Origin of the sequence: Pseudomonas sp. NFACC04-2 (genome assembly GCF_900119265.1) — a bacterium.
In the GTDB taxonomy this organism is placed as follows: domain Bacteria; phylum Pseudomonadota; class Gammaproteobacteria; order Pseudomonadales; family Pseudomonadaceae; genus Aquipseudomonas; species Aquipseudomonas fluorescens_AA.
Genome location: NZ_FPJC01000001.1, coordinates 1 through 21,003, shown reverse-complemented (window position 1 = coordinate 21,003; position 21,003 = coordinate 1). Strand labels below are relative to the sequence as shown.

Genomic DNA, 21,003 nt, shown 5'->3' with positions numbered 1-21,003 from the left:
ATGACCGACCGCCCGCCGATCCCGAACATCAACATTGGTCAGGTGTATGACCAGCGCTACAGCGACGCCGAAGTGCATTACGACCGGCTCGCCAACCTGGCGGGTTTTTTCGGCCGCAACATGCCGGTGCATCGCCACGACCGGTTCTTCCAGGTGCACTACGTCAAGAGCGGCACTGTGCGTGTGTACCTCGATGACCAGCAGTACGTCGAATCCGGCCCGATGTTCTTCCTCACTCCACCGACCATTCCCCATGCCTTCGTGACCGAAGCCGACAGTGACGGGCATGTGCTGACGGTGCGTCAGCAATTGGTGTGGCAGTTGATCGACGCCGACCCAAGCCTGGCGCCGGCGGGTGTGCAAATGCCGGCTGCCTGCGTGGCCTTGGCGCAACTGGGGCCTGGGCAGGCGGGGGAGGTGCGGCGATTGGAATACTTGTTTGAGGAACTGAGCGAGGAAGTAGCGGCGGCGCGTCCGGGGCGCAGTGGGGCGCTGGATGGGTTGACGCGGTTGATCATGATCAGTCTGTTGCGGCTGTGTTCCAACTCCCTGGAAGCCAGGCCGGCACGGCATGAAGACCTGAAGATCTTTCATCGCTTCAATGAGCTGATCGAAGCCCACTACCTGCAACATTGGCCGCTGTCGCGCTACGCCGAGGGCATCGGTGTGACCGAGGCGCGCCTCAACGACGTGTGCCGACGCATCGCCGACCTGCCTTCCAAGCGTCTGATCATGGAGCGGCTGATGCAGGAGGCCAAGCGACTGCTGTTGTTCACCGGCAGCTCGGCCAATGAAATCTGCTACCAGCTCGGGTTCAAGGACCCGGCGTATTTCAGTCGTTTTTTCCAGCGTTACGCTCAACTCACGCCGGGGGAGTATCGCCAACGACAATCGGGGTTGCGTTGAGCGCTTGCAGCGCTGTGACCGCGACACTAAGCTGCCGACTCGCCCACCCACACAGTTCGAACATGGCCAACCCCAGACCTTCTTTGACCCTGACGTTGTTGCAAGCCCGCGAAGCGGCGATGGCTTTTTTCCGCCCGGCGCTGAACCAGCATGACCTCACGGAACAGCAGTGGCGAGTGATCCGCATCCTCCATCAGCAAGGTGAGCTGGAAAGCCATCAGCTCGCCCATCAGGCTTGCATTCTCAAGCCGAGCATGACCGGTGTGCTAAGTCGCCTGGAGCGTGACGGCTTGGTGCGTCGGCAGAAGTCCAGCCAGGACCAGCGGCGGGTCTTCGTTGGACTGACCGAACGCGGCCAGCAGTGCTTCGTGTCCATGAGCGAGGGCATGGAAGGCAACTACCGGCGGATCGAAGAACAGTTCGGCGAGGAAAAGATGCAGCAACTGCTCGCCTTGCTCAATGAGCTGAAAAACATCAAGCCCTGAGCCATAAGCTTTTGTGGTGAGAGAGCCTGCTCCCACAGAGTCGAGCGGGAGCAGTCTCTGGCCACAAAATCGCTTCACACCGCGCTGCGTTCACGCAGCTCCTGCAACCGATCAGCCCCGCCTTCAGCCACGCGATTGTCGATCAAGCGATCCGAGCCGTCCTCGGCCACGCGATTCTGGATCAAACGATCGGACCCGCCTTCAGCCAGTTGATGCGCAGCCTGGGCTGGGGCGTTCTTTGCCGAGGCAACGTTCGACAGGCCGACGCCGCCAACCAGTGTCAGAGCGATTGCCATAGACGAAAGTTTCGAGAAGTTGAACATGGTGATTCTCCTTGCGCTTGATTGAGTGGGCCGGTGGCAACGAATGTGTTGCTGTCCGGTGATCACAGTTAAACGCGCAGATGTATCGACGATGTGTGCCAGGAGGGGGCGAAATCCGTCATTTCGTATCAGCCCGCATTTTATATACAAACCGATACAAACTCGGTAAACGAGGGCGAGCGGATAGGTTCAAATGCCTGGTCAGGGCTGGGCCAGGGCTTGCTTCAGCCGGTCCACCAATGCCGGGGTCATGTAGTGCGGGCCATCGAACAGGTAGAGCGGGTAGCCCGAATAGGCCGCCAGTTGCGGCGTGAGCTCGGCGACGGTGGCGGCGCGGAAACCGCCGCCGTATTGGGGGCGGAAGGCTTCGACGATGATCCGCACGCGGTCCTTGCCAAGCCGATCGCGCAAGGCATCGGCATAGTTCCGGGCCACCGGGGCGGTGCGGGCGTAGACGCCGACGCCGTCCTGGAAAAACACGCCGATATCGTTCGGCAGCCATTGCTTGAGCCAGTCTGCGGTGGCGGCAGGGCCGATATTGGCACCGTCGTAGACACTGATCCACAGCGGCCGCGGCAGCTTGGCGAGCAGGGCCGGCAACTCCGTGGCGCCTGACCAGCTGGGGTCGACTTCAGCCGGAAAATACCAACCGGTGACATGCAATGGCGTGGGCAACCCAGCGATGCGCTCCGACAGCGCCGCCAGTTGCTCGATATCGTCCCGAGAGCGATTCTCGCTGAAATAGCCGGCCAGCCCGAGGATGACATCCTGGGCCCAGGGCGCCTTGGCGATGCGCGCCCAATCCGGCAGTACCGGTACGCTGGTCAGGCCGGTGCCGGGCACGAAGGCCTGGTCGTCCACCACCGTCCATTGCACCAGCAGTTCGTGCACGCCCAGTTTTTCCCAATTGCCGCTGATGCCGATGGTCTGGTTGTCCGGCTGCCAGACGATGCCGACGATGTTCGGTGCCGCGCGGGTGGTCATGTAGTACGTCCCTGTACCTGCGGCGAGGAGCGCGGCCAGTAACAGCGCCGCGACAGTCTTGCGATGGATGAACGTTGCGAAGCTTTTCAAACAAGTTCCTTCTGGATGCAGTGTAGTCGCGGCTCGGCAAGACGAGCCGCTTTTCGTAGCGATGGACCGACTGGCGCACCCACCGGATCAATAGGAGTAGGTCAAGCGCGCGAACACCCCTTTGGCGCGATCCTCGCCAAACACCCTGGCTCGGTATTGCAGGGAAAAATCCACATAGGAACGTGGCGCGTTGTAGGCGTCTTCCCGGAACCAATAGCGTACGTTGTTTCCTATCCCGATCCCCCCGGCGTCGCCGGAAGAAAAACCGCCACCGGCTTCGCTCTTCATCTTCGAATCGTAGTCGATCGCCGCCACGACATGGGGGAAGGTCACCCAGCGCGAACCGGTCCCGCCGATGGCGTAGCTGCGGCCCACTTGCCATTCGCTGTTGAAGTAATTGCGCGAGTCGTTGAGGTAATGGCCGACCTCGGCATACAACTGCGAGGTCCACCAGCTCGGCACATCGACCCGCAGGTCGGTGCCGATGCTCGAACCGTAGCCCAGGCGCACCAGCCAGTCGCCGTCGACATTGGACGATCCAAGGGGGAACGTGCGTTCCAAGGCGGCCATGATGTTGACGGAACTGAAGGGTTTGACCCGTACGCCAACGGCGCCTTGCAGGGCATCGGCGCCGGTGTCCGAGTCGCTGTTCTTGCTCCACAGGGTGTCGGTAATGCGTCCGTAGAGCTCGACAAAGCGGGCATTGCGATAACCCAACGGGCGCCAGGACAGCTCGGTGCTGTTTTGCAGCAAGTCATTGCTTTGGCTGCCACTGCTGCCGGTGCTCGGTGCCGCACTCAGGCCACTGGAGCTGTTGCCGCGATAGCTGGTGGTGCTGGTCAGGCCCATCCGGCGCGAAACGTCACCCACGGTGCGACGGGTATCGAACAGTTGTTGCGCGGACATAGGTGTTTCCGCAGTTTTTTGCCCATCGATCACGCGCTTGAAATACGCGACGGCTTCGTCGTCTTCATTGACACGCATGGCGTTGTAGGCCGCGTCCTGGGCCGCCGCCGGCTTCAGTGGCTCAGTGGCGTCGGCCTTGCGGAACGCGGCGTGGGCCGCCTCGTCATCGCCGCTGCGGACCGAATCATAAGCAAGCTGCAGATCGCTCACCGGTGCCCGCTCATAGGTGTTAACCGGCCGGGTGGCGCACGTCAGGCCGAAGGCGCTTTCCTGACACTCCAAGACCGGTGCGTTGGAATCATTGACATCGAGCAATGCACTGTCGAGCAGTTGCTGGTTGGCGGCGATTTCCGGAGCCCAGGCTACGGCTTTGCGGGCCTTTTCCACAGCCAGGGCGCGGTTGCCTTGCTGCAGGGCGCGGTAGCCTTGGACCGCCAGCGGTGCTGCCAGTTGGCGGCGAATTTCTTTGCGCCGCATCAGCAACGTGGTGTCATTGGGGAAGACCCCTAGCGCATCGGTAACGGCTTGGTCGGCTTCTTCCAGGTGTTGCTGGCGTTGCAGGGCGTCGACCAGTAACAACCGGTATTCCCGGCGTCGGGGTGCCTGGGTGATGGCCTTGCGGGCCGATTGTGCGGCCAGGCCGAATTGTTCGCGATCATAGGCTTTGAAGCCCTGGGACGCGGCGGCGAAGCCGGGTGCTGCCGCCACGGCGCGGGATGACTTGGCGGTCCGCGGCTGGTCGCGCAGTTTCTTGTCTCGTTCGGCCAGTTCGATCAGCGTGTTCAGGCGCGTCACGTCGGCACGTAGGCGCAGGGCTTCGCGAGCCTTGGCGATGGCCAGGTCGTAGTCCTTGCGCTCGTAGGCACTGTAGGCCTCGTTGGCGGCGGTGTAGGCCGGCCCCGTCAACGGCAGCGGTAATGTCTCGGCAGGCGCCAGCACGGGAATCAGACTCAGCCCCGCGGCCAAGAGGGTCAAAAGGGGGCGGTTCATGCCGGAAGCTCCATTGGATAGCGGCTGTGCTGGCGTGCCACCACCTGTTCGATCGTTGCTCGGGGTAACACGCCGCTGTCGACCAGGTAATCGCCGATCCGGCCGTGATGCTGCGGGCGATACTGCAGCATGGCGCGGCTGAACTGATCGCGATCGAGCAGGCCCATTTCGATCAGCAGGTCGCCCAGCAGCGGCGCGCTGGCATTCGGTACAGCATGACCGTTGTTCGCCGGCAATTGGCGCAACAACGCAAGAATTTCACTCTCCCGGGCGATCAATTGCACCGGCTCGCTGCCCAATTCGGCGCTGACCTGTTGCAGACCTTCATCGGAAAGCGGATTGGCGACGGCGATCTGTTCACGCCCTTCGCCATTGCGCCCCAAGGGAATGACGCGCCAGCGCAAGGCAAACTCGCTGGCCAGCGACGAGGTTGAGGCTGCGGCTTTTTCGGCCACGTCGAAGACCCGCGGCAAGTCATTCTGGAACGCGATGGCTTCGGCCAGGGTTTCGTCGTCCAGCCAGCCGTTATTGAGCAGAATTCGCCCCAACGGCACATTACGCGACTGCTGTTCGTCGAGGGCGCTTTGCAGGTTGGTGTCAGTAATGGCTTGCCAGGACAGCAATACACTGCCCAGGCGACGCGGTGCGATGGCGACCAGATCCGTGGACGGGAAGTCATGCATGGTTTTGTCCCAGACCAGCTTGCGGTTCATCACCTTGCCCACCAGGAACATGCGCCAGGCGCGAGAGGCGGCCATGAAGTTGACGAAGTTGCCCACCAGCATGCGCGGGATCGACAGCAGGCCGTGCTGCCAGCCATACAGCACCGTGGTGAAGTAGTAGCGATGCACGATCCGCCAAGCCAAGGCAACGCCGTTGGCCAGCAACAGGTATTTGATCGCGCCATTGGTTTCAAAGGGCGTAGGGAAACTGACGTCCCACAAGCCGCTATTGCGCAGAATGATCAGGCCCAGCAGTTGCACCAGGATCACATAGGCAATGATGCTGATGAACGCTGTCACCACACCTTTGCGGTCGCGAAACAGCAGGTATCGGTTGGCCAGCGAGCCATTCCAACCCATCTGCTCCCAGCCTTGCAGGCCGATGCCGAGGGTCCAGCGAGCCTTTTGCCGAAAGGCGGTGCGGAAGGTATCGGGGAAAAACTCACGCACGCACAGCGGCATCGTCAGGGTCGATTCATAGGGCTTGCGGAACCAGGACTTGCGCAGCACCCGGAACTGCACCGGGAAGCGCACGAAGATCGCGTTCATGCCGACCTTGGCCAACCGCGCGCCGACGTCATAGTCCTCAGTGAGGCTGTCGGTGTTGAACGGCTGGTTTTCGGTTTCGCCGGCCAGCACCCGCAGGGCACGATGGGAAAAACAGGTGCCGACGCCGGCCGAGGGCACGGTATCGGTCATGCTTTCGCGCACCACCAGATCCTTGCCGTGCCATTCGGCAAACTCGTCCATGTAGACGCCCGCCACCCATTCGTACCAGTTGCGCTCCAGCGAGACCACCGGCAACTGGATCATGTCCTTGCGCGGCAACAGATAATTGAACAGACGCAGTTCCAATGGATGCAGCACGTCTTCGCTGTCGTGCAACACGACGCCGGCGAAGGTCATGCCGTGGGTTTTCTCGTGCAGGAAAATCGCCTGGATCACCCAGTTCAAACAGTCAGCCTTGCAGGTCGGCCCGGCATGGGGCACTTCCACGCGGTGCAGCTGCTTGTAGCGCCGGCGCATCCGCTCGACTTCGTCGATGGTGCGCTGGTCGTTGATATAGGTGCCAACGAAGACGACGTAGTTCTGGTAGTCGAGCGTCGACACCATGTTCTCGATCATCGGCGCGATGACGTCGTATTCCAGCCAGGCCGGCACCATGATCGCCAACGGCTGTTCGTCCCGTGCCAATAGCTGCTCGGCGGTCAGCGGTCGGTATTTGCGATCCACGGTGAACTTGCGGTACAGGCGGCGAGACCAGTACCACACGTCAATGATCAGATCGTCCAGGCTGGAGATCAGGATCAGTACCGCGACCACAATGGTCGCGGCTTCCAGATAGTTATAGTAGTGGGCCAGCCAATAGGGCCAATAAAGCGACGTCATCAAAGGTTACCGTTACTGGCGATTGCGACGGGCGCTACGGCCAGCCAGCAACAAGATAAGGAACAAGGCAATGCCACCGGGGATCAGCCAAAGCAGTGACGGTTTGCGCCAGGCATCCAGGCCCTTGGGTTCTTCCTGGCCGATCAACTGGCTGCCGTTGGGATCCTGGGTATCGAAGATCGCCACGGCACCGTTGTCGCCTAGAATCGCCACATCGCCACGGGTCAATACGACCGGTTTGGCCAGGCTCGGGGGCTGGTCGCCCAGGGCCCGATAGACCAGGCCGTGCTGGCCCGAGGTCTGCACCACTTGCAACGACGCCAACTGGTTGAGGCGCTGCACATCCAGCATCACCTGGTCCTTATGGTTGATCCGCAGGTGACCCTGTTCGTCGACCTGGACCGACTCCTTGCTGTCCTTGAGCGGCAGTTCGAACGCCAGGAAGGCTTTGTCCGGGCTGACGACGGCTTTCGGATCAGTGCTGACTTTCAACTGTGCGCGCAGCGGCGAGACACCCGAGGCATCGGCCACCGGGATCACCTGGGCCAGGCTGCTGGCCGGATGGTCAAGGTAGGCCTGGGGAACGATCACTTGGGTGTCTACGGCAAAGCGTGCGGCGATGCCGGCGAAATCGTCACCCAGTGAGGTTTTGTCCAGCACGATATGGCTGGTAGGCAGTACGGACACCGGGAATGCCTGAGGCGTTTCGAGGCAACGGTCGCTGACCGGTTGGCGCTGGAACGAGACGCGCAGTACGTTTTTCGAACCCAGGGCGTAGCGCGGGATGTGAGCCTGGATGCGTTGTGGTTGGCCATCGGTGGTCAGTTGCTGGGCACCGATCAGGAAGTCATTGAAAAACAGCGAGGCCACGGGCGCGGTGTCCGAAGCGCCGGGTGCGGCGGAAACGTCGACCACTGCGGTGACAGGCAGGCGACCGTCATACGCCACGCTGCCCAGAGGGAACGAAGTGCTCCAGTCGAATCGCGAGGCCACGTCGAAGTTACCGGGAGCGCCGCCCAGTCGCGACAGGGCCACGCGGCCATCGTCGCTCAACGGCGTTTGCGCTTCGTTCACGGTCAACTGGCGGCTGCGCGCCAGTTTATTCCATGCAGAACCGAACAAGGACAAGGCTTTGCCGGTCGCATCCGGGGCGATCGTCAGCACCGGACGAGTGCCCAGCAGCGCCAGGCGCACGTTGTCAGTGCCGGTGCCCACCAGGGCGGCGTTGACGTGCGCATCGCGCCATTGGGTCAAGGCCGCTGCCGCCGTGGCGTCGACGCCTTGGACCTGGCTCTGCAAGGCATCCAGGGACTGGTTGATGGCCTGGAGCAGTTGCGGGTCGCTGATGGCCAGGTCGGCCTGTAGATTCTGCACTTGGCCAAGCATCAGCAGCGCACCGATTTCGGCTGGGTTGGCCAGGGTATGCTGGCCCTTGCCGTTGAGGCTGGCGAAGGCGGGAATGTTCAACAGTTCGGCCGGGACGCGCAGGTTGCTCAGCTCGACGCTGTCCTGCAGGGCAGGGAAGGGCAGGATACGGGCATGCTTGCCGATCCGCTCCAGGGCCACGCCCAATCGCCAGGCGGCATCATAGCTGCCGGCCGACAACGAGCCCGGTGCGACCAGGATGCCGGGGTTGGCGGGCAGTGTCGTCCAGGCGGCGCCGACATCCTTCAGTTGGCTGGCATCATAGCTGTAGTTCAAGCGGGTATCAGGCTGGATGCGCAGCACGTTGCCAATGACCCGGTCGTCTTCGCACAGTGGCCGGGAGACCACCGATGACCAGGCAATGCCCAGGCGTACCAGGCCGTTGTCCCGTGGAGCCTGGTCTACGCCCAGTTTAACGCTGGCATCGCCCTGCGCCTCGCTGAGGCCTTCGGCGCGCACCGGGTAGCCATCGAGCGAAAGCAGCATGGTATTGCGGCCGCCTTCGCCATTGAGATAGCTGGCGTCCAGTTGCAGTGTCGCATCGCTCAGGGTCACGCCAGCGGGTACCGGCAAATACAGTTCGCGTCGAGCGTCGCTGGCACCCAGCAGGATTGGTGCGGTGATGCCCAGCTCGCTCAAGCGGATCTCACGCTCCTGGCGGGTATCGGCGTTGAGTCGATGGATTGCCTGGGTGAGCGGGCTATCCGCAGCCAGGGCAAAGTTTGGCATGAGCGCGAGCAGGCTCAGGCCACAGGCAAGGGCGCTGAGCGCGCCCGTAGGGATGGCAACGGAAGGCTTCATTCAGGCAAATCTCGATCTGATAAGTGTGGGTAGCGGTTATGAGGTGAAATCGGCGAGCAACTCGCGTGGCTCGGACAGCGGCGTGTGTAACGGCTCGTGGGCCGGTTGCACCTGACCCGCGATAAAATCGTCGACCGCACGCCCCATCAGGGTGTCGACGATGCGCTGGCTGGCCTTGCCATCGCCGTAGGGGTTGACCGCCTGAGAGGTACGACGCCACAAGGCCACGTCGTCGAACAGCGAATTCACGCCAGCAATGATCGAAGCCGGGGACGTGCCGACCAGGCGCACGGTGCCAGCGGCCACGGCTTCGGGACGCTCGGTGACGTCGCGCATCACCAGGACAGGTTTGCCCAAGGACGGCGCCTCCTCCTGCACACCGCCGGAGTCCGTGAGGATGACGTGGGCATGTTGCATCAGGCGTACGAACGCCAGGTAATCCAGGGGCTTGATCAAATGCACGTTGAGCAGGTCTCCCAGTTGTTCGGTCACCGGCCCCAGTACGTTGGGATTGAGATGCACCGGGTAGACGATCTGGATATCCGTGCGCTGGGCCAGCTCGCGCAAGGCCTTGCAGATGTCCAGGAAACCCTCGCCGAAGTTTTCCCGACGATGACCGGTCACCAGTAGCAGCTTGCGTCCGGTTTGCAGGAACGGGAACTGTTGGTCCAGATCACCGCGCAGCTGGGCATCGTCATTGATGCGTTGCGCAGTCAGTTGCAGTGCATCGATCACCGTGTTGCCCGTCACCAGGCAGCGGCCCTGCAGGCGTTCGCCCAGCAGGTTGTCGCGGGATTGGCCGGTAGGGGCAAACAGTAGGTCGGCACTGAGGTCGATGCAGCGGCGGTTCATTTCTTCCGGCCATGGGCTGTAGATATCACCGGTGCGCAGCCCGGCTTCGACATGGCCTACGGGGATGCGCCGGTGAAAGGCGGCCATCGAGGCCACCATGGCCGAAGTGGTGTCGCCATGGACCAGCACCCGATCCGGCCGGGTCTGTTCCAGGACCGGGTCAATGGCACTGTACAGCGCGGCAGTCAGGGAGTTGAGCGTTTGGTGCGGCGTCATCACGTCAAGGGTGAAATCAGCCTTGAGATCGAACAGATCCAGCACCTGCTTGAGCATGCTTTGATGCTGGCCGGTGACGCAGATCAGCGATTCAATGCCGGGTTCGGCGGCGAGGGCCTTGACCAAAGGAGCCATCTTGATGGCTTCGGGACGGGTGCCGAAAATCGACAGGATCTTGATTCGTGGGACTTGAGTAGCGATGACGCCCTTCCTCGCGCAGTTTGCTGCGCCGCACAACAGTTCGCCCAAGTGCGGGCACGCACTTGAGTAAGTGATTTAAGTTAAGTGTGGTTCCAATATCCGAAAGGGGTTTTGCGCGTAAAAAAAGTTACGTGGTGGCACCTTGGTTTTTGGCTCGGAGATTAATAGCATCAAAGTGCGTGGCCGCAAAGTTTTTTATATGAAGTTTCATTAATATTTTTTCAAAGGCTTCGCTGAGGATGGTGCGAGGGCTGTTAGTTTCCCGAATTATTGTTTTTCTGCATTGATTTTAAAGGGATTTATTTTTGTTTTTTGTTTCTGAGGAGCTAGGTGTGCCGTTATTAAGTATTGGCGCCTGAAAAAACAAGATGGAATTTCTGCATGCCGTTAGACTGGCGCCGGAATGTTGTCGTGGGGCCGTGATTAGTGGCTTAAGTTGAATTTGTAAAAGGCGCCTTGACTGCGCTTTGTTCATTTTATTTTTATTAATTATGACGAACGGTTAATAAAAAACTTTTAATCGGGCGCGCTGCTGTTCTTCATCCAAGGAAAGTTTGTGCCTGGTTTCGCCGGTATGGGGATGGGTAGACCTGTAAATGCGTATCCGATAATCGCCCGTTTTGTCATAGGTTCGTGCCTGGGATATTGACCGTACTAACCGGTTGGTACATTTTAGGCGGCACATACGTCTTGCGACGCATTGCCAAGACCATAATAAAAAATAGAGGAACACCTCATGCGAACCTGTCTGCAAACGCCCGACGCCTTTCTCTCGATCTGGCGCTTCTGGCCTGAAGCCCCTCGGAACATCTCCACTTGGATTCGATAGCGGACACCGCTGCTGTTCTATCGCGCCGGTTGGAACCCGGCACTCGACAATCCGAGAGGTCTTCAAGATGGCAAAAGTCGTCGACTTGTATTTCAAGCTGCTGAAGCTGCTGATCGTGCTCTGCATGCTCGCAATGATCGTGCTGGTGTTCGGCAACGTGGTGCTGCGCTATGCCTTCAACTCCGGCATCAGTGTGTCGGAGGAGCTGTCGCGCTGGTTCTTTGTCTGGATGATTTTTCTCGGCGCCCTGGTGGCGCTCAAGGACCGTGCCCACCTGGGCATGGACAGCCTGGTCAAGCGCTTGCCGTCGGCAGGCAAGCGGGTCTGCCTGGTCATCGGGCATCTGCTGATGTTGTACATCTGCTGGCTGATCTTCAGTGGCAGTTGGCAACAGGCGGCGATCAACCTGAACGTAGTCGCCCCGGCGTCGGGATTGTCCATGGCGCTGTTCTATGGCGCAGGCCTGGTGTTCGGCGCCAGTGCCGCACCGATCCTGCTCTACGAGCTCTACCTGGCGCTGTTCGGCCAGCTCGAGGATGACGAGCTGGTCATGGTCAAGGACAACGACGCGATCATTCATAACCCCAGCACCCCTGATTCCATCAAGAGTACCCGCCCATGACGCTGGTTATTTTCCTCGGGTCCTTGATCGGCAGCATGGCACTGGGCATGCCCATCGCGTTTGCCTTGCTGGTGGTCAGCGTGGCGTTGATGGTTTATCTGGATCTGTTCGATGCACAAATCATCGCCCAGAACCTGCTCAATGGCGCGGACAGTTTTCCGCTGATGGCCGTGCCGTTCTTCATGTTGGCCGGCGAAATCATGAACGTTGGTGGCCTGTCCAAACGCATCGTCAACATTGCCATGGCGCTGGTGGGGCATAAGCGCGGAGGTCTTGGTTACGTTGCGATCATCGCTTCCTGCCTGCTGGCGTCGCTGTCCGGTTCGGCCGTGGCCGATGCGGCGGCTCTGGCGGCGTTGCTGGTACCGATGATGGTGTTGGCTGGGCACAACCGAGGGCGCTCGGCCGGGCTGATCGCCGCCGGTAGCATCATCGCGCCGGTCATTCCGCCAAGCATTGGCTTCATTGTGTTTGGCGTGGCCTCCGGGGTGTCGATTTCCAAGCTGTTCCTGGCCGGTATCGTGCCGGGGTTGATGCTGGGGGCTTCGCTGGCTGTTGCCTGGTGGTACATCTCCCGCAGCGAGAACGTCGAGACACCGCCCAAACGTTCCCGTGCTGAAGTGTTGCGCACGTTGCTCGATGGCAGTTGGGCGATGGGCCTGCCCTTGATCATCATCCTGGGCCTGAAATTCGGCATCTTCACGCCCACGGAAGCGGCGGTGGTCGCGGCGGTTTACTCGCTGTTCGTGTCCCTGGTGATTTACCGGGAAATGAAGGTCAGCCAGTTGTACGAAGTGATCCTGTCTTCGGCAAAGACCACTTCGGTGGTGATGCTGCTGGTGGCGGCGGCCATGGTTTCATCGTGGCTGGTGACCATCGCCGACCTGCCGGGCCAACTGGCGGAGCTGCTGGCACCGTTCATGGACAACCAGACTCTTCTGTTGCTGGTAATGATGGTGCTGATCATCCTGGTAGGGACGGTGATGGACATGACCCCGACCATCCTCATCCTCACCCCGGTGCTGATGCCGGCCGTCATCCAGGCGGGGATCGACCCGGTGTACTTCGGCGTGCTGTTCCTGATCAACACGGCCATCGGCCTGATCACGCCGCCCGTGGGCACGGTGCTCAATGTGGTTTGCGGGGTGGCCAAGCTGGACTTCGAGGAAATCGTGCGCGGGGTATGGCCGTTCATGTTTGCGCAGTTTGTGGTGCTGTTCCTGTTGGTCCTGTTCCCGCAATTGGTTCTGGGGCCGTTGAAATTCTTCACCGGATAACACCGGTGCTGTTAGCTCGACCTAAAAAACAATAACGATCGGAGAGTGACATGGGAAAACTGATGAAAACCCTGCTGGCCGGGGCATGCGCGACGGGCTTGCTGTTGACCGGCGTGGCCAGCCACGCGGATGAAATTCGCGAACGGACCTTGCGATTCGCCTTCCAGAACGTCAAGGAGCACCCCCAGGGGCAGGGCGCGCAAAAGTTCGCCGACCTGCTCAGCGAAAAGAGCGGCGGCAAGATCAAGGTCCGCCTGTTCCCCGGCGGCACGTTGGGCGGCGATGTGCAAACGGTGTCGGCGTTGCAGGGCGGCACACTGGACATCACGGTACTCAACTCCGGCATCCTGGCCGCCCAGGCACCGGATTACGCCATGCTCGATTTCCCGTTCCTGTTCAACAACGTTGAGGAAGCCCATGCGGTCATCGATGGGCCGGTCGGGCAGAAGCTGGCGGCGCAACTGGACAGCAAAGGACTGGTAGGGCTGGGTTACTGGGACCTGGGTTTTCGCAACCTCACCAACAGCAAGCATCCGGTGACCAAGCTTGAAGACATGCAGGGCCTGAAGATTCGCGTGATCCAGTCGCCGATCTACCTGGAGACCTTCTCCGCCCTGGGCGCCAACCCCGTGCCAATGGCGTTCCCCGAGGTCTACACCGGCCTTGAGCAGCACACCATCGACGGCCAGGAAAACCCTTTCACGGTGATTGAGGGTAACAAGTTCTACGAAGTGCAGAAGTACCTTTCCGTCACGGGGCACATCTTCAACCCGCAATCGTTGATCATCAGCCAGAAAACCTGGAACCGTCTCAACGATGATGAAAAAGCGATGATTCGCGCAGCCGCGGCCGAGGCGCAAACATTCCAGCGTGAAGTCACGGCGGCGAGCATGGACAAGGCCAAGGCCACGTTGGCCGCTGCGATGACCGTCAATGAAATCACCCCGGCCGAGAAAGATCGCTTGCGTGAGCGGGTGAAACCGGTAGTCGACAAGTTCGCCAAATCCTTGGATGGCGACCTGGTGAAGACGATGTACGAGGAAATCGCCAAGGTGCGCACGGCACAGTGAGGTGAATGGGCCTGTCCGGAACAGACCCCATCGCGCGTCCCCTGGGATGACCCCAGGGTTTGCATAAGCCACAGGTCCCCTGTGGGAGCGAGCCTGCTCGCGATTGCAGTGTGTCAGTCAACCTCAATACGGCTGACCTGACGCCATCGCGAGCAAGCTCGCCCCCACAGGGATTTTTGCTTCAGCCAACGATTACTCGGCGGCTGGAACGGCCAGCCACTGGCCAATAACCTTCTGGTAGCTGCCATTGGCCTTGCTCAGGTGCAGCCACTGATCCACGTACATCTTCCAGGTGTTGTCATCCCGCGGCAGCAGGTAGGCCTTCTCGCCATATTGCAGGTAGCGGGTCGGGTTGACGGCGCACAGGCCGGGCTTGAGTTTCTGTTGGTAGAGCGCTTCCGAAGCGTCGGTAATCATCACATCGGCTTTCTTGTCCAGCAACTGCTGGAAGATGGTCACGTTGTCATGGAAGCTGAGCTGGCCGTTGGGCAGGAACGCCCGGACGAACGCTTCGTTGGTGCCGCCGGCCGGCTCGACAAGGCGCACCGAAGGCTGGTTCATCTGCTCAAGGGTCTGGTAACGCTCCTTGTCTTCGCAACGCACCAGGGGGATCTTGCCGTCCACGTCCAGGGTGGTGCTGAAATAGGCTTTCTTCTGACGCTCCAGGGTCACCGAAATCCCACCCATGCCGATGTCGCATTGGCCTGCAACCATATCCGGCATCAGGGTTTTCCAGGTGGTCTGCACCCATTGCACCTTAACGCCGAGGCTGGCGGCCAGGGAGCGCGCCATGTCGATGTCGATGCCTTCGTATTCGCCTGCTTGGGTTTTAAAGGTATAGGGCTTGTAGTCGCCGGTGGTGCACACCTTCAGTTCGCCGCGTTGCAGGACCTGGTCCAGCAGCGAAGGTGCCGGTTCGGCCAAGGCGCCGCAAGAGAGCGCCAGCAGGCCACAGAACGTCATCGAGCTTGTTATGGTTTTCATCGTGAGGGGACGTCTCGTAGCGGAGGGAAACAAGATCAGGGAGTGTAGTAAAAGTGTTGCCAGGCTGTCACTGGAGCATGGCTGACGAACAATCAGCAGACAGCGGTCTCAAAGGGACGTCGCTGCAAGCTTCCAAGGTAGGCGCAGAACATATCGGCCATGGCTTCGCTGTAGATGGCTACGTCCACGGGAGAGCGGGGCGCTGATGAAAAGCGCTTACCCACGGCACTGAGCGTGCTGATGACCAGGTCTCCTGCAAGGGCGCGGGCCTGTGCCGGGGCGTCTGGCAATGCTTGCAGCATGAACGCGTCCACCGACTGTTGCACCGACATCCGCGCCGCCTGGTGCTCAGGGGCGTCACGGTAGAGAGGGGCGGCGTCGTTGAGGGCGACGCGTATCTGGGCCTCGTCGCATTCGGACTGGATGAACGCCTGCACCAAGGTACGCAGGCGCTCGAAGGGCGGCTTGAGATGGTCTTCAAGAATCTCGCGCAGCATGTCGCTGGTTTGCCGCCATTCGTCACTTTGCAGACGGAACAGGATCGCCGCTTTGTTCGGAAAGTATTGATACACCGAGCCGACGCTGACGCCTGCTCGCTCGGCAACACGGGCCACCGTGAAACGTGCCGCCCCCTGGGTCGCCAAAACCTGAACAGCCGCTTCCAGAACTGCAGCGACGAGCTCAGTGGAGCGTGCCTGTTTCGGCTGTTTGCGCGAGGAAATCTGCGGGCTTGAGCGTTCGGACATGTGGGCATGAACCTCGGCAGGGAATGCGAATAGGAAACGCGACGGATTGTTCGTATCTTGAATGCGACGAATTGATCGCATTCTAGTCGGCTCCACAGGCAGCGTTCAACGTCACATCGCATCCTTTCCGTAGGTAGGGTTATGACACAAGACAATATTCATCTCGGTGCTTCTTCGGCGCCTCAGGCAGCCGTCGAGGCCAATCCGGCGCTCAAGCTGTTGCCGCTCACGCTGACCGTATTTATCGGTTTCCTCACGATTGGCATGCAACTGCCTGTCTTGCCCCTCCATCTGCATGACACGCTGGGCATGGGCACGCTGGTTATCGGCCTAGTGGTCGGCGCGCAGTTCGCCGCGGCGCTGTTGTCACGGGCCTGGGCCGGCAATTTTGCCGACATGCGCGGTGGTAAACGCGCGGTCATGACCGGGCTCGTGACAGCCGCGGTTTCAGGGCTGGTCTATCTGCTTTCCCTGGCGTTCGTTGCCACGCCGGTCACGTCGGTCTGGCTCTTGTCGGGCGGTCGGGTGCTGCTGGCAATTGGCGAAAGCCTCATTGTCACCGGTGTGCTGGGGTGGGGCATCGGCCTGGTGGGGGCGCAGCATGCCGGCAAGGTCATGGCCTGGAATGGCATCGCCATGTACGGCGCCTACGCATTGGGTGCTCCGCTCGGTGTGACGCTCAACAGCGCCTGGGGGTTTATCGGTATCGTCATGGCCTCGATGTTCATTCCGTTGCTGGCCTTGGCGATTGTCGCAGGCGTGCGCGCTGTCGCCCCTACGGCGACCCGGCGTACACCGTTCTACACGATGCTCGGTGCTGTATGGGTTCCCGGCATGGGATTGGCGTTTTGTAGCGTCGGCTTTGGTGTCCTCACGGCGTTCATTGCCCTTTTGTTCGCGGCCAGGGATTGGGGCAACGCTTCCTTGGCGTTCACGGCATTCGGTGTGGCTTTCATCGCTGCGCGCCTGCTTTTCGGGCACCTTCCGGACAAGATTGGCGGCGCCCGCGTCGCGCTGGTTTGCGTATTGATCGAAACCGTTGGGTTGCTGCTGATCTGGAGCGCCGACACCGCGACCATGGCTTATTTGGGCGCGGCTTTCACCGGCTTCGGTTATTCCCTGGCGTTTCCCGGCTTCGGCGTGGAAGCGGTACGGCGTGCGCCACCGCAGGCACGTGGTCTCGCCATGGGGGCCTACGTCGCGTTTCTCGATATTTCCCTGGGCATCACCAGTCCGCTGGCTGGTTTGTTGGCGAGTGGCTGGGGTATCGGTGCGGTTTACCTGGGCGGCGCCATTGCCGTTGGGCTGTCCTTCGGGGTGGCCCTGATGCTGCTGAGAGGACGGGAAGCACAAGTTCAATACAAATCCTGAGTCTTCGATGGGTTATAAGATTTTCGGTCTCGGTTTTTTAGAACAGGAGCGTTGCATATGCACGTATTCGTTACCGGTGCCACGGGCTGGGTTGGGGCGTCCGTGGTACAGGATCTGATCGCCGCCGGGCATCGGGTCACCGGCTTGGCCCGATGCGAAGAAAAAGGCGCCACACTGGCTGCGACAGGCGCGAAGGTGATTTCAGGCACTTTGGATGATCTCGAAATCTTGCACGACGCAGCCTCGGCGGCGGACGCGGTGATTCATACGGCGTTCAATCATGACTTCTCCCGGTTTGCCGAAAATGCCCAGCAGGACCGCCGCGCCATCGAAACGTTGGGCGATGCCTTGCGAGGCTCCGACCGGCCGTTGCTGGTGACGTCGGACCTGTTTGGATTGACGCGGGGCGCGAGTGAACTGGAAGTGGTGAGCCCGGCCTCGCCCCGCAAGTCCGAAGCCGCCGCCCGGGACCTGGCCGAGCGAGGGGTGCGTGTGGCGACGGTGCGGCTGGCGCCCTCGGTCCATGGCCTCGGCGACCATGGGTTCGTGCCGATCCTGATTCGCCTTGCCCGGGAAAGCGGCGTATCGGCTTACCCCGGTGATGGCAGCCATTGCTGGTCGGGTGCGCATCGACAGGATGCCGCGCGGGTTTATCGGCTTGCCCTGGAGCAGGGGGTGACGCAATCCGTCTACCACGCCGTCGCCGACGAGACCGTGCCGTTCAAGGACATTGCACAGGCGATCGGTCGTGGCCTGGGGTTGCCGGTCGAGTCCCGAGACCGCGGGCATTTCGGCTGGTTCGCCCACATGGCGGGGGCGCACATGGCGGTGTCCAGCGAATACACCCGTGCCTTGCTGGGCTGGACGCCAAGCGGCCCGGGATTGTTGGATGATCTTGCGTTGCCGGGTTATTACCACGCCGATTGAAATGAATGACCTGTGGCGAGGGAGCGGTGTGGGGCCTAGCGGGAAATGATCCCGTGGTCGATCGCGTACTTCACCAAGGCCGCGGGCTTGTCGATGTTCAGCTTGCGGCGGATGCTCAGGCGATGGGTTTCGACGGTGCGTACGCTGATGTCCAGTTCACGGGCCATTTCCTTGTTGTTCAGGCCTTGGACCATTTTGTACAGCACCTGGCTTTCCCGTGGCGTCAGCTCGTTGTCGGTGTGCGGGTCGGTGGCGAGCCGCTGGGCGATCTCGGCACTGTAGAAGGTGCCGCCGCTGATGATGGCTTCGATGGCCGCGATGATTTCCCGCGATGGCGCGTTCTTGAGCACGTAGCCGCTGGCGCCGGAACGCACGGACTCGCTCACGTACTCATAATTGTCGTACATGCTGAGGATCAGGATCTTGAGGCTGGGGTATTGCTTGCCCAGCAGCCGGGTCAGTTCGAGTCCGTTCTTATCCTTGAGGCCGATGTCCATCAGCAGCAGGTCCGGCTGGCAGCGACCGACCATTTCGATCGCTTGCGCACCGTTCTCGGCTTCGCCCACCACATCCAGTTGCGGCATCACCGACAGCAGAGCCCTGATGCCGTCGCGGACCAGGGAATGGTCATCGACCAGGGCGACGCGAATCACGGGAGGCAGGTTCATCGACGAGTGCTCTTGTTGGAGTGGGCGCGCATCAGTTTTCCGTGACCGAGAGGTTCATGGGCAGCAGGATGTCCAGTTCGCTGCGGCCCGGCACGGACGTCACTTCCAGGCGTCCGCCGAAATGCTCGACCCGCTCGCGGATATTACGCAGACCGATGCCGGCATGGCCGCGTTCCACTTGCGGGACGTTGAACCCCATCCCGTCGTCGACCACTGTCAGCCGCAAGGACTGGCTGGAGCCGAACAGGGTAATGCCGACGCTTTTCGCCCCGGCATGGCGCTCGATATTGGTCAGGGCTTCCTGGGCAATACGAAACAGCGAGACAGGGGCGCCATTTTCGAGGCGGCAATCGAATTCGTTGCTTCGATAGGACACTTCCAGCCCGCTGCGCTGCTGGAATTCGGTGGCGAGCTGGCCGATGGCGGCGGGCAGGCCCAAAGTGTCGAGCAGGGACGAGCGCAAGTCGTGGGAGATATTACGGATCTCGCCGATGGCTTCGCCGAGTCGGTCGGTGGCGTTCTTCAGGATGCCCAGGCCGTTTTCCTGGCCATTTTCCAACACGTGGCTGGCCAGTTCGAACTGGAATTTTATCGACACCAGCAGTTGGCTGATACCGTCATGCAGCTCGCGCGAAACCCGCGAGCGTTCTTCTTCCTGCAAGCTGACGATGCGCTGGTTCAAGCGTTGCAGTTTTTTGTCGGCCAGGCGATGTTCGCTGACATTGAGGGTCATGCCGCCGGCAAACACCAGCAGAACCGCCACCAACGCGATTGCGGCGATGGCTTGCATGGTGGTGTGGATGCCGTGGGCGACTTCGTCACGGGCTTGCTGGGTGGCGCGCTCTACATCTTCCAGGTAAATCCCGGTGCCGAGCATCCAGCCCCATTTGTCCAGCATCACGACATAGGCCAACTTGTCGGTCACCTGACCGGAGGAGGGCTTGTTCCAGGCATAGCGCTGGAACCCTTCGCCTGACTCGGCGCTTTTGATCAGCGCCTGGATGACCGGCAGGCCGTGGGGGTCCTTCATATCCCAGAGGTATTGCCCCACCAACTCCGACTGGCGTGCATGCATGAGGCTGCGGCCCTGACGGTCGTAGACGAAGAAGTAACCGTTGATACCGAAGCTGAGCTTGCGCAGTTCTTCCAGGACCTGCTGTTGCGCGCGCTCGTCGCCCTGGCCGTCGTTGTACAGCGGTGCGATCAGGCTCTGCGCCATCTCGACATAGTTCTTCAACTCGGCGCGCTTGCTCGCCAGGATGCTGTCTTCGATCAGTTGCGCCTGTTGATCGCCCAACTGGCGGTTGAGCGAGATCACCAGGGCGCAGATGACGGCGATGGCCAGGACCAGCGGCAAAATCCCGAGGGCGACGATTTTGTGTTTGAGCAGCATCTGTACTCCTGTCCGGGCTCGGCGGGGAGGCGAATGGCGGCATCATATGCCAAACCCATGGGGGAGGCATAAAACCTGTGAGAGCGAGCTTGCTCGCGATGACGTCGGATCAGCCTGCCTGGATGTCGCCTGACACAATGCCATCGCGAGCAAGCTCGCTCCCACAGGGGGGCTACGTAGAACTACGTAGATGACCCGTACGTAGTACTGCGCATTTATTTATTGACGACTTGCAGGGATATTGGGCCGGCTCCGAATAGCCGGGGCACACTATAAAAACAATCGCCGCAATCCACTGGATATCGGCAGGAGACACGCAATGACAACCCGTCTGGTTAAACACCTCGCCTGGTTTGCCGTGGCTGTTCTGGGAGCTTGTGCGTTGAGTGTCGTGGCCTTGCGCCGCGGCGAACCTATCAACGCCCTCTGGATCGTCGTCGCCGCCGTGGCCATCTACCTGGTCGCCTACCGCTACTACAGCCTCTTCATCGCCAATAACGTGATGCAACTCGATGCGCGCCGGGCCACTCCCGCCGTGCTCAACAACGATGGCCTGGACTACGTCCCGACCAACAAACATATTCTCTTTGGCCACCACTTCGCGGCCATTGCCGGCGCCGGGCCGCTGGTCGGGCCGGTGCTGGCGGCGCAGATGGGCTACCTGCCCGGCACGCTCTGGCTGATCGCCGGCGTGGTACTGGCCGGTGCGGTGCAGGACTTCATGGTCCTGTTCCTGTCCACCCGCCGCAACGGTCGCTCCCTGGGCGACATGGTGCGCGAGGAAATGGGCCGTATCCCCGGCACCATCGCGCTGTTCGGCTGCTTC

The 21,003-nt window shown here is 60.9% G+C and carries 18 protein-coding genes; 8 read left to right on the top strand and 10 right to left on the bottom strand.

The window, feature by feature from the left end; all coding sequences use genetic code 11:
• Together hpaA and hpaR are read left to right on the top strand one after the other, a co-directional pair.
• Window positions 1–906, top strand: coding sequence for a 4-hydroxyphenylacetate catabolism regulatory protein HpaA (hpaA, locus tag BT125_RS00090; RefSeq protein ID WP_072404185.1), 906 nt, complete (start codon window positions 1–3; stop codon window positions 904–906).
• A 62-nt stretch (window positions 907–968) separates the two neighbouring features.
• Window positions 969–1,391, top strand: a complete 423-nt coding sequence (gene hpaR / locus BT125_RS00085; RefSeq protein WP_060742174.1) for a homoprotocatechuate degradation operon regulator HpaR — start codon at window positions 969–971, stop codon at window positions 1,389–1,391.
• Window positions 1,392–1,465: 74 nt separating this feature from the next.
• On the opposite strand, the gene BT125_RS00080 is transcribed toward hpaR, so the two are convergent.
• The 6 genes from BT125_RS00080 to wecB all read right to left on the bottom strand — a co-directional run bounded on the left by BT125_RS00080 (window position 1,466) and on the right by wecB (window position 10,290).
• Complete coding sequence (locus BT125_RS00080) at window positions 1,466–1,714, bottom strand: phage infection protein (protein ID WP_072404183.1); 249 nt, start codon at window positions 1,712–1,714, stop codon at window positions 1,466–1,468.
• A gap of 201 nt (window positions 1,715–1,915) precedes the next feature.
• A complete protein-coding gene (locus BT125_RS00075) occupies window positions 1,916–2,698 on the bottom strand; it encodes an alpha-amylase family protein (protein WP_139271661.1) in 783 nt (260 codons plus the stop codon).
• 177 nt (window positions 2,699–2,875) lie between these two features.
• Complete coding sequence (locus tag BT125_RS00070) at window positions 2,876–4,684, bottom strand: bacteriophage N4 adsorption protein A (RefSeq protein ID WP_072404179.1); 1,809 nt, start codon at window positions 4,682–4,684, stop codon at window positions 2,876–2,878.
• On the bottom strand, window positions 4,681–6,795 hold the full coding sequence (locus BT125_RS00065) for a glycosyl transferase family protein (RefSeq protein ID WP_072404177.1): 2,115 nt from the start codon (window positions 6,793–6,795) through the stop codon (window positions 4,681–4,683). Before BT125_RS00065 ends, BT125_RS00070 begins: the two co-directional genes overlap by 4 nt.
• A gap of 12 nt (window positions 6,796–6,807) precedes the next feature.
• On the bottom strand, window positions 6,808–9,021 hold the full coding sequence (locus BT125_RS00060; protein WP_072404175.1) for a hypothetical protein: 2,214 nt from the start codon (window positions 9,019–9,021) through the stop codon (window positions 6,808–6,810).
• Between the two features lie 36 nt (window positions 9,022–9,057).
• Window positions 9,058–10,290 carry a non-hydrolyzing UDP-N-acetylglucosamine 2-epimerase gene (gene wecB, locus BT125_RS00055; protein ID WP_072404940.1) on the bottom strand — a complete coding sequence of 411 codons (1,233 nt, stop codon included), beginning with the start codon at window positions 10,288–10,290 and terminating at the stop codon, window positions 9,058–9,060.
• Between the two features lie 896 nt (window positions 10,291–11,186).
• Here wecB and BT125_RS00050 point away from each other — a divergent pair.
• The 3 genes from BT125_RS00050 to BT125_RS00040 are packed head-to-tail and all read left to right on the top strand — an operon-like array spanning window position 11,187 to window position 14,088.
• Window positions 11,187–11,741, top strand: a complete 555-nt coding sequence (locus BT125_RS00050) for a TRAP transporter small permease (RefSeq protein WP_072404173.1) — start codon at window positions 11,187–11,189, stop codon at window positions 11,739–11,741.
• Window positions 11,738–13,018 carry a TRAP transporter large permease subunit gene (locus tag BT125_RS00045; protein ID WP_072404171.1) on the top strand — a complete coding sequence of 427 codons (1,281 nt, stop codon included), beginning with the start codon at window positions 11,738–11,740 and terminating at the stop codon, window positions 13,016–13,018. Before BT125_RS00050 ends, BT125_RS00045 begins: the two co-directional genes overlap by 4 nt.
• Before the next feature lie 50 nt (window positions 13,019–13,068).
• Window positions 13,069–14,088 (top strand): TRAP transporter substrate-binding protein, encoded by a 1,020-nt coding sequence (locus tag BT125_RS00040; protein WP_072404169.1) that lies wholly within the window; start codon window positions 13,069–13,071, stop codon window positions 14,086–14,088.
• Between the two features lie 192 nt (window positions 14,089–14,280).
• On the opposite strand, the gene BT125_RS00035 is transcribed toward BT125_RS00040, so the two are convergent.
• Window positions 14,281–15,072 (bottom strand): transporter substrate-binding domain-containing protein, encoded by a 792-nt coding sequence (locus BT125_RS00035; RefSeq protein WP_072404167.1) that lies wholly within the window; start codon window positions 15,070–15,072, stop codon window positions 14,281–14,283.
• Window positions 15,073–15,164: 92 nt separating this feature from the next.
• The gene (locus BT125_RS00030) at window positions 15,165–15,818 is read right to left on the bottom strand and encodes a TetR/AcrR family transcriptional regulator (protein ID WP_072404939.1); all 654 of its coding nucleotides are present in this window, start codon (window positions 15,816–15,818) and stop codon (window positions 15,165–15,167) included.
• A 141-nt stretch (window positions 15,819–15,959) separates the two neighbouring features.
• Here BT125_RS00030 and BT125_RS00025 point away from each other — a divergent pair, with 141 nt between their 5' ends.
• Window positions 15,960–17,189: an arabinose transporter gene (locus BT125_RS00025; protein WP_139271649.1), complete on the top strand. Its 1,230-nt coding sequence runs from the start codon at window positions 15,960–15,962 to the stop codon at window positions 17,187–17,189.
• A gap of 57 nt (window positions 17,190–17,246) precedes the next feature.
• Entirely contained in the window at window positions 17,247–18,116 is an 870-nt protein-coding gene (locus BT125_RS00020; RefSeq protein WP_072404165.1) for an SDR family oxidoreductase, read from the top strand.
• 35 nt (window positions 18,117–18,151) lie between these two features.
• Here BT125_RS00020 and BT125_RS00015 read toward each other — a convergent pair whose 3' ends face one another.
• Both BT125_RS00015 and BT125_RS00010 read right to left on the bottom strand, forming a co-directional pair.
• The gene (locus BT125_RS00015) at window positions 18,152–18,784 is read right to left on the bottom strand and encodes a response regulator (RefSeq protein ID WP_024619432.1); all 633 of its coding nucleotides are present in this window, start codon (window positions 18,782–18,784) and stop codon (window positions 18,152–18,154) included.
• A 31-nt stretch (window positions 18,785–18,815) separates the two neighbouring features.
• A complete protein-coding gene (locus BT125_RS00010) occupies window positions 18,816–20,177 on the bottom strand; it encodes a cache domain-containing protein (protein WP_072404163.1) in 1,362 nt (453 codons plus the stop codon).
• Window positions 20,178–20,496: 319 nt separating this feature from the next.
• Between BT125_RS00010 and BT125_RS00005 the strand changes: the two genes are divergently transcribed.
• A partial coding sequence (locus BT125_RS00005) for a carbon starvation CstA family protein (RefSeq protein ID WP_305882486.1) occupies window positions 20,497–21,003 on the top strand: 507 nt, incomplete at its 3' end.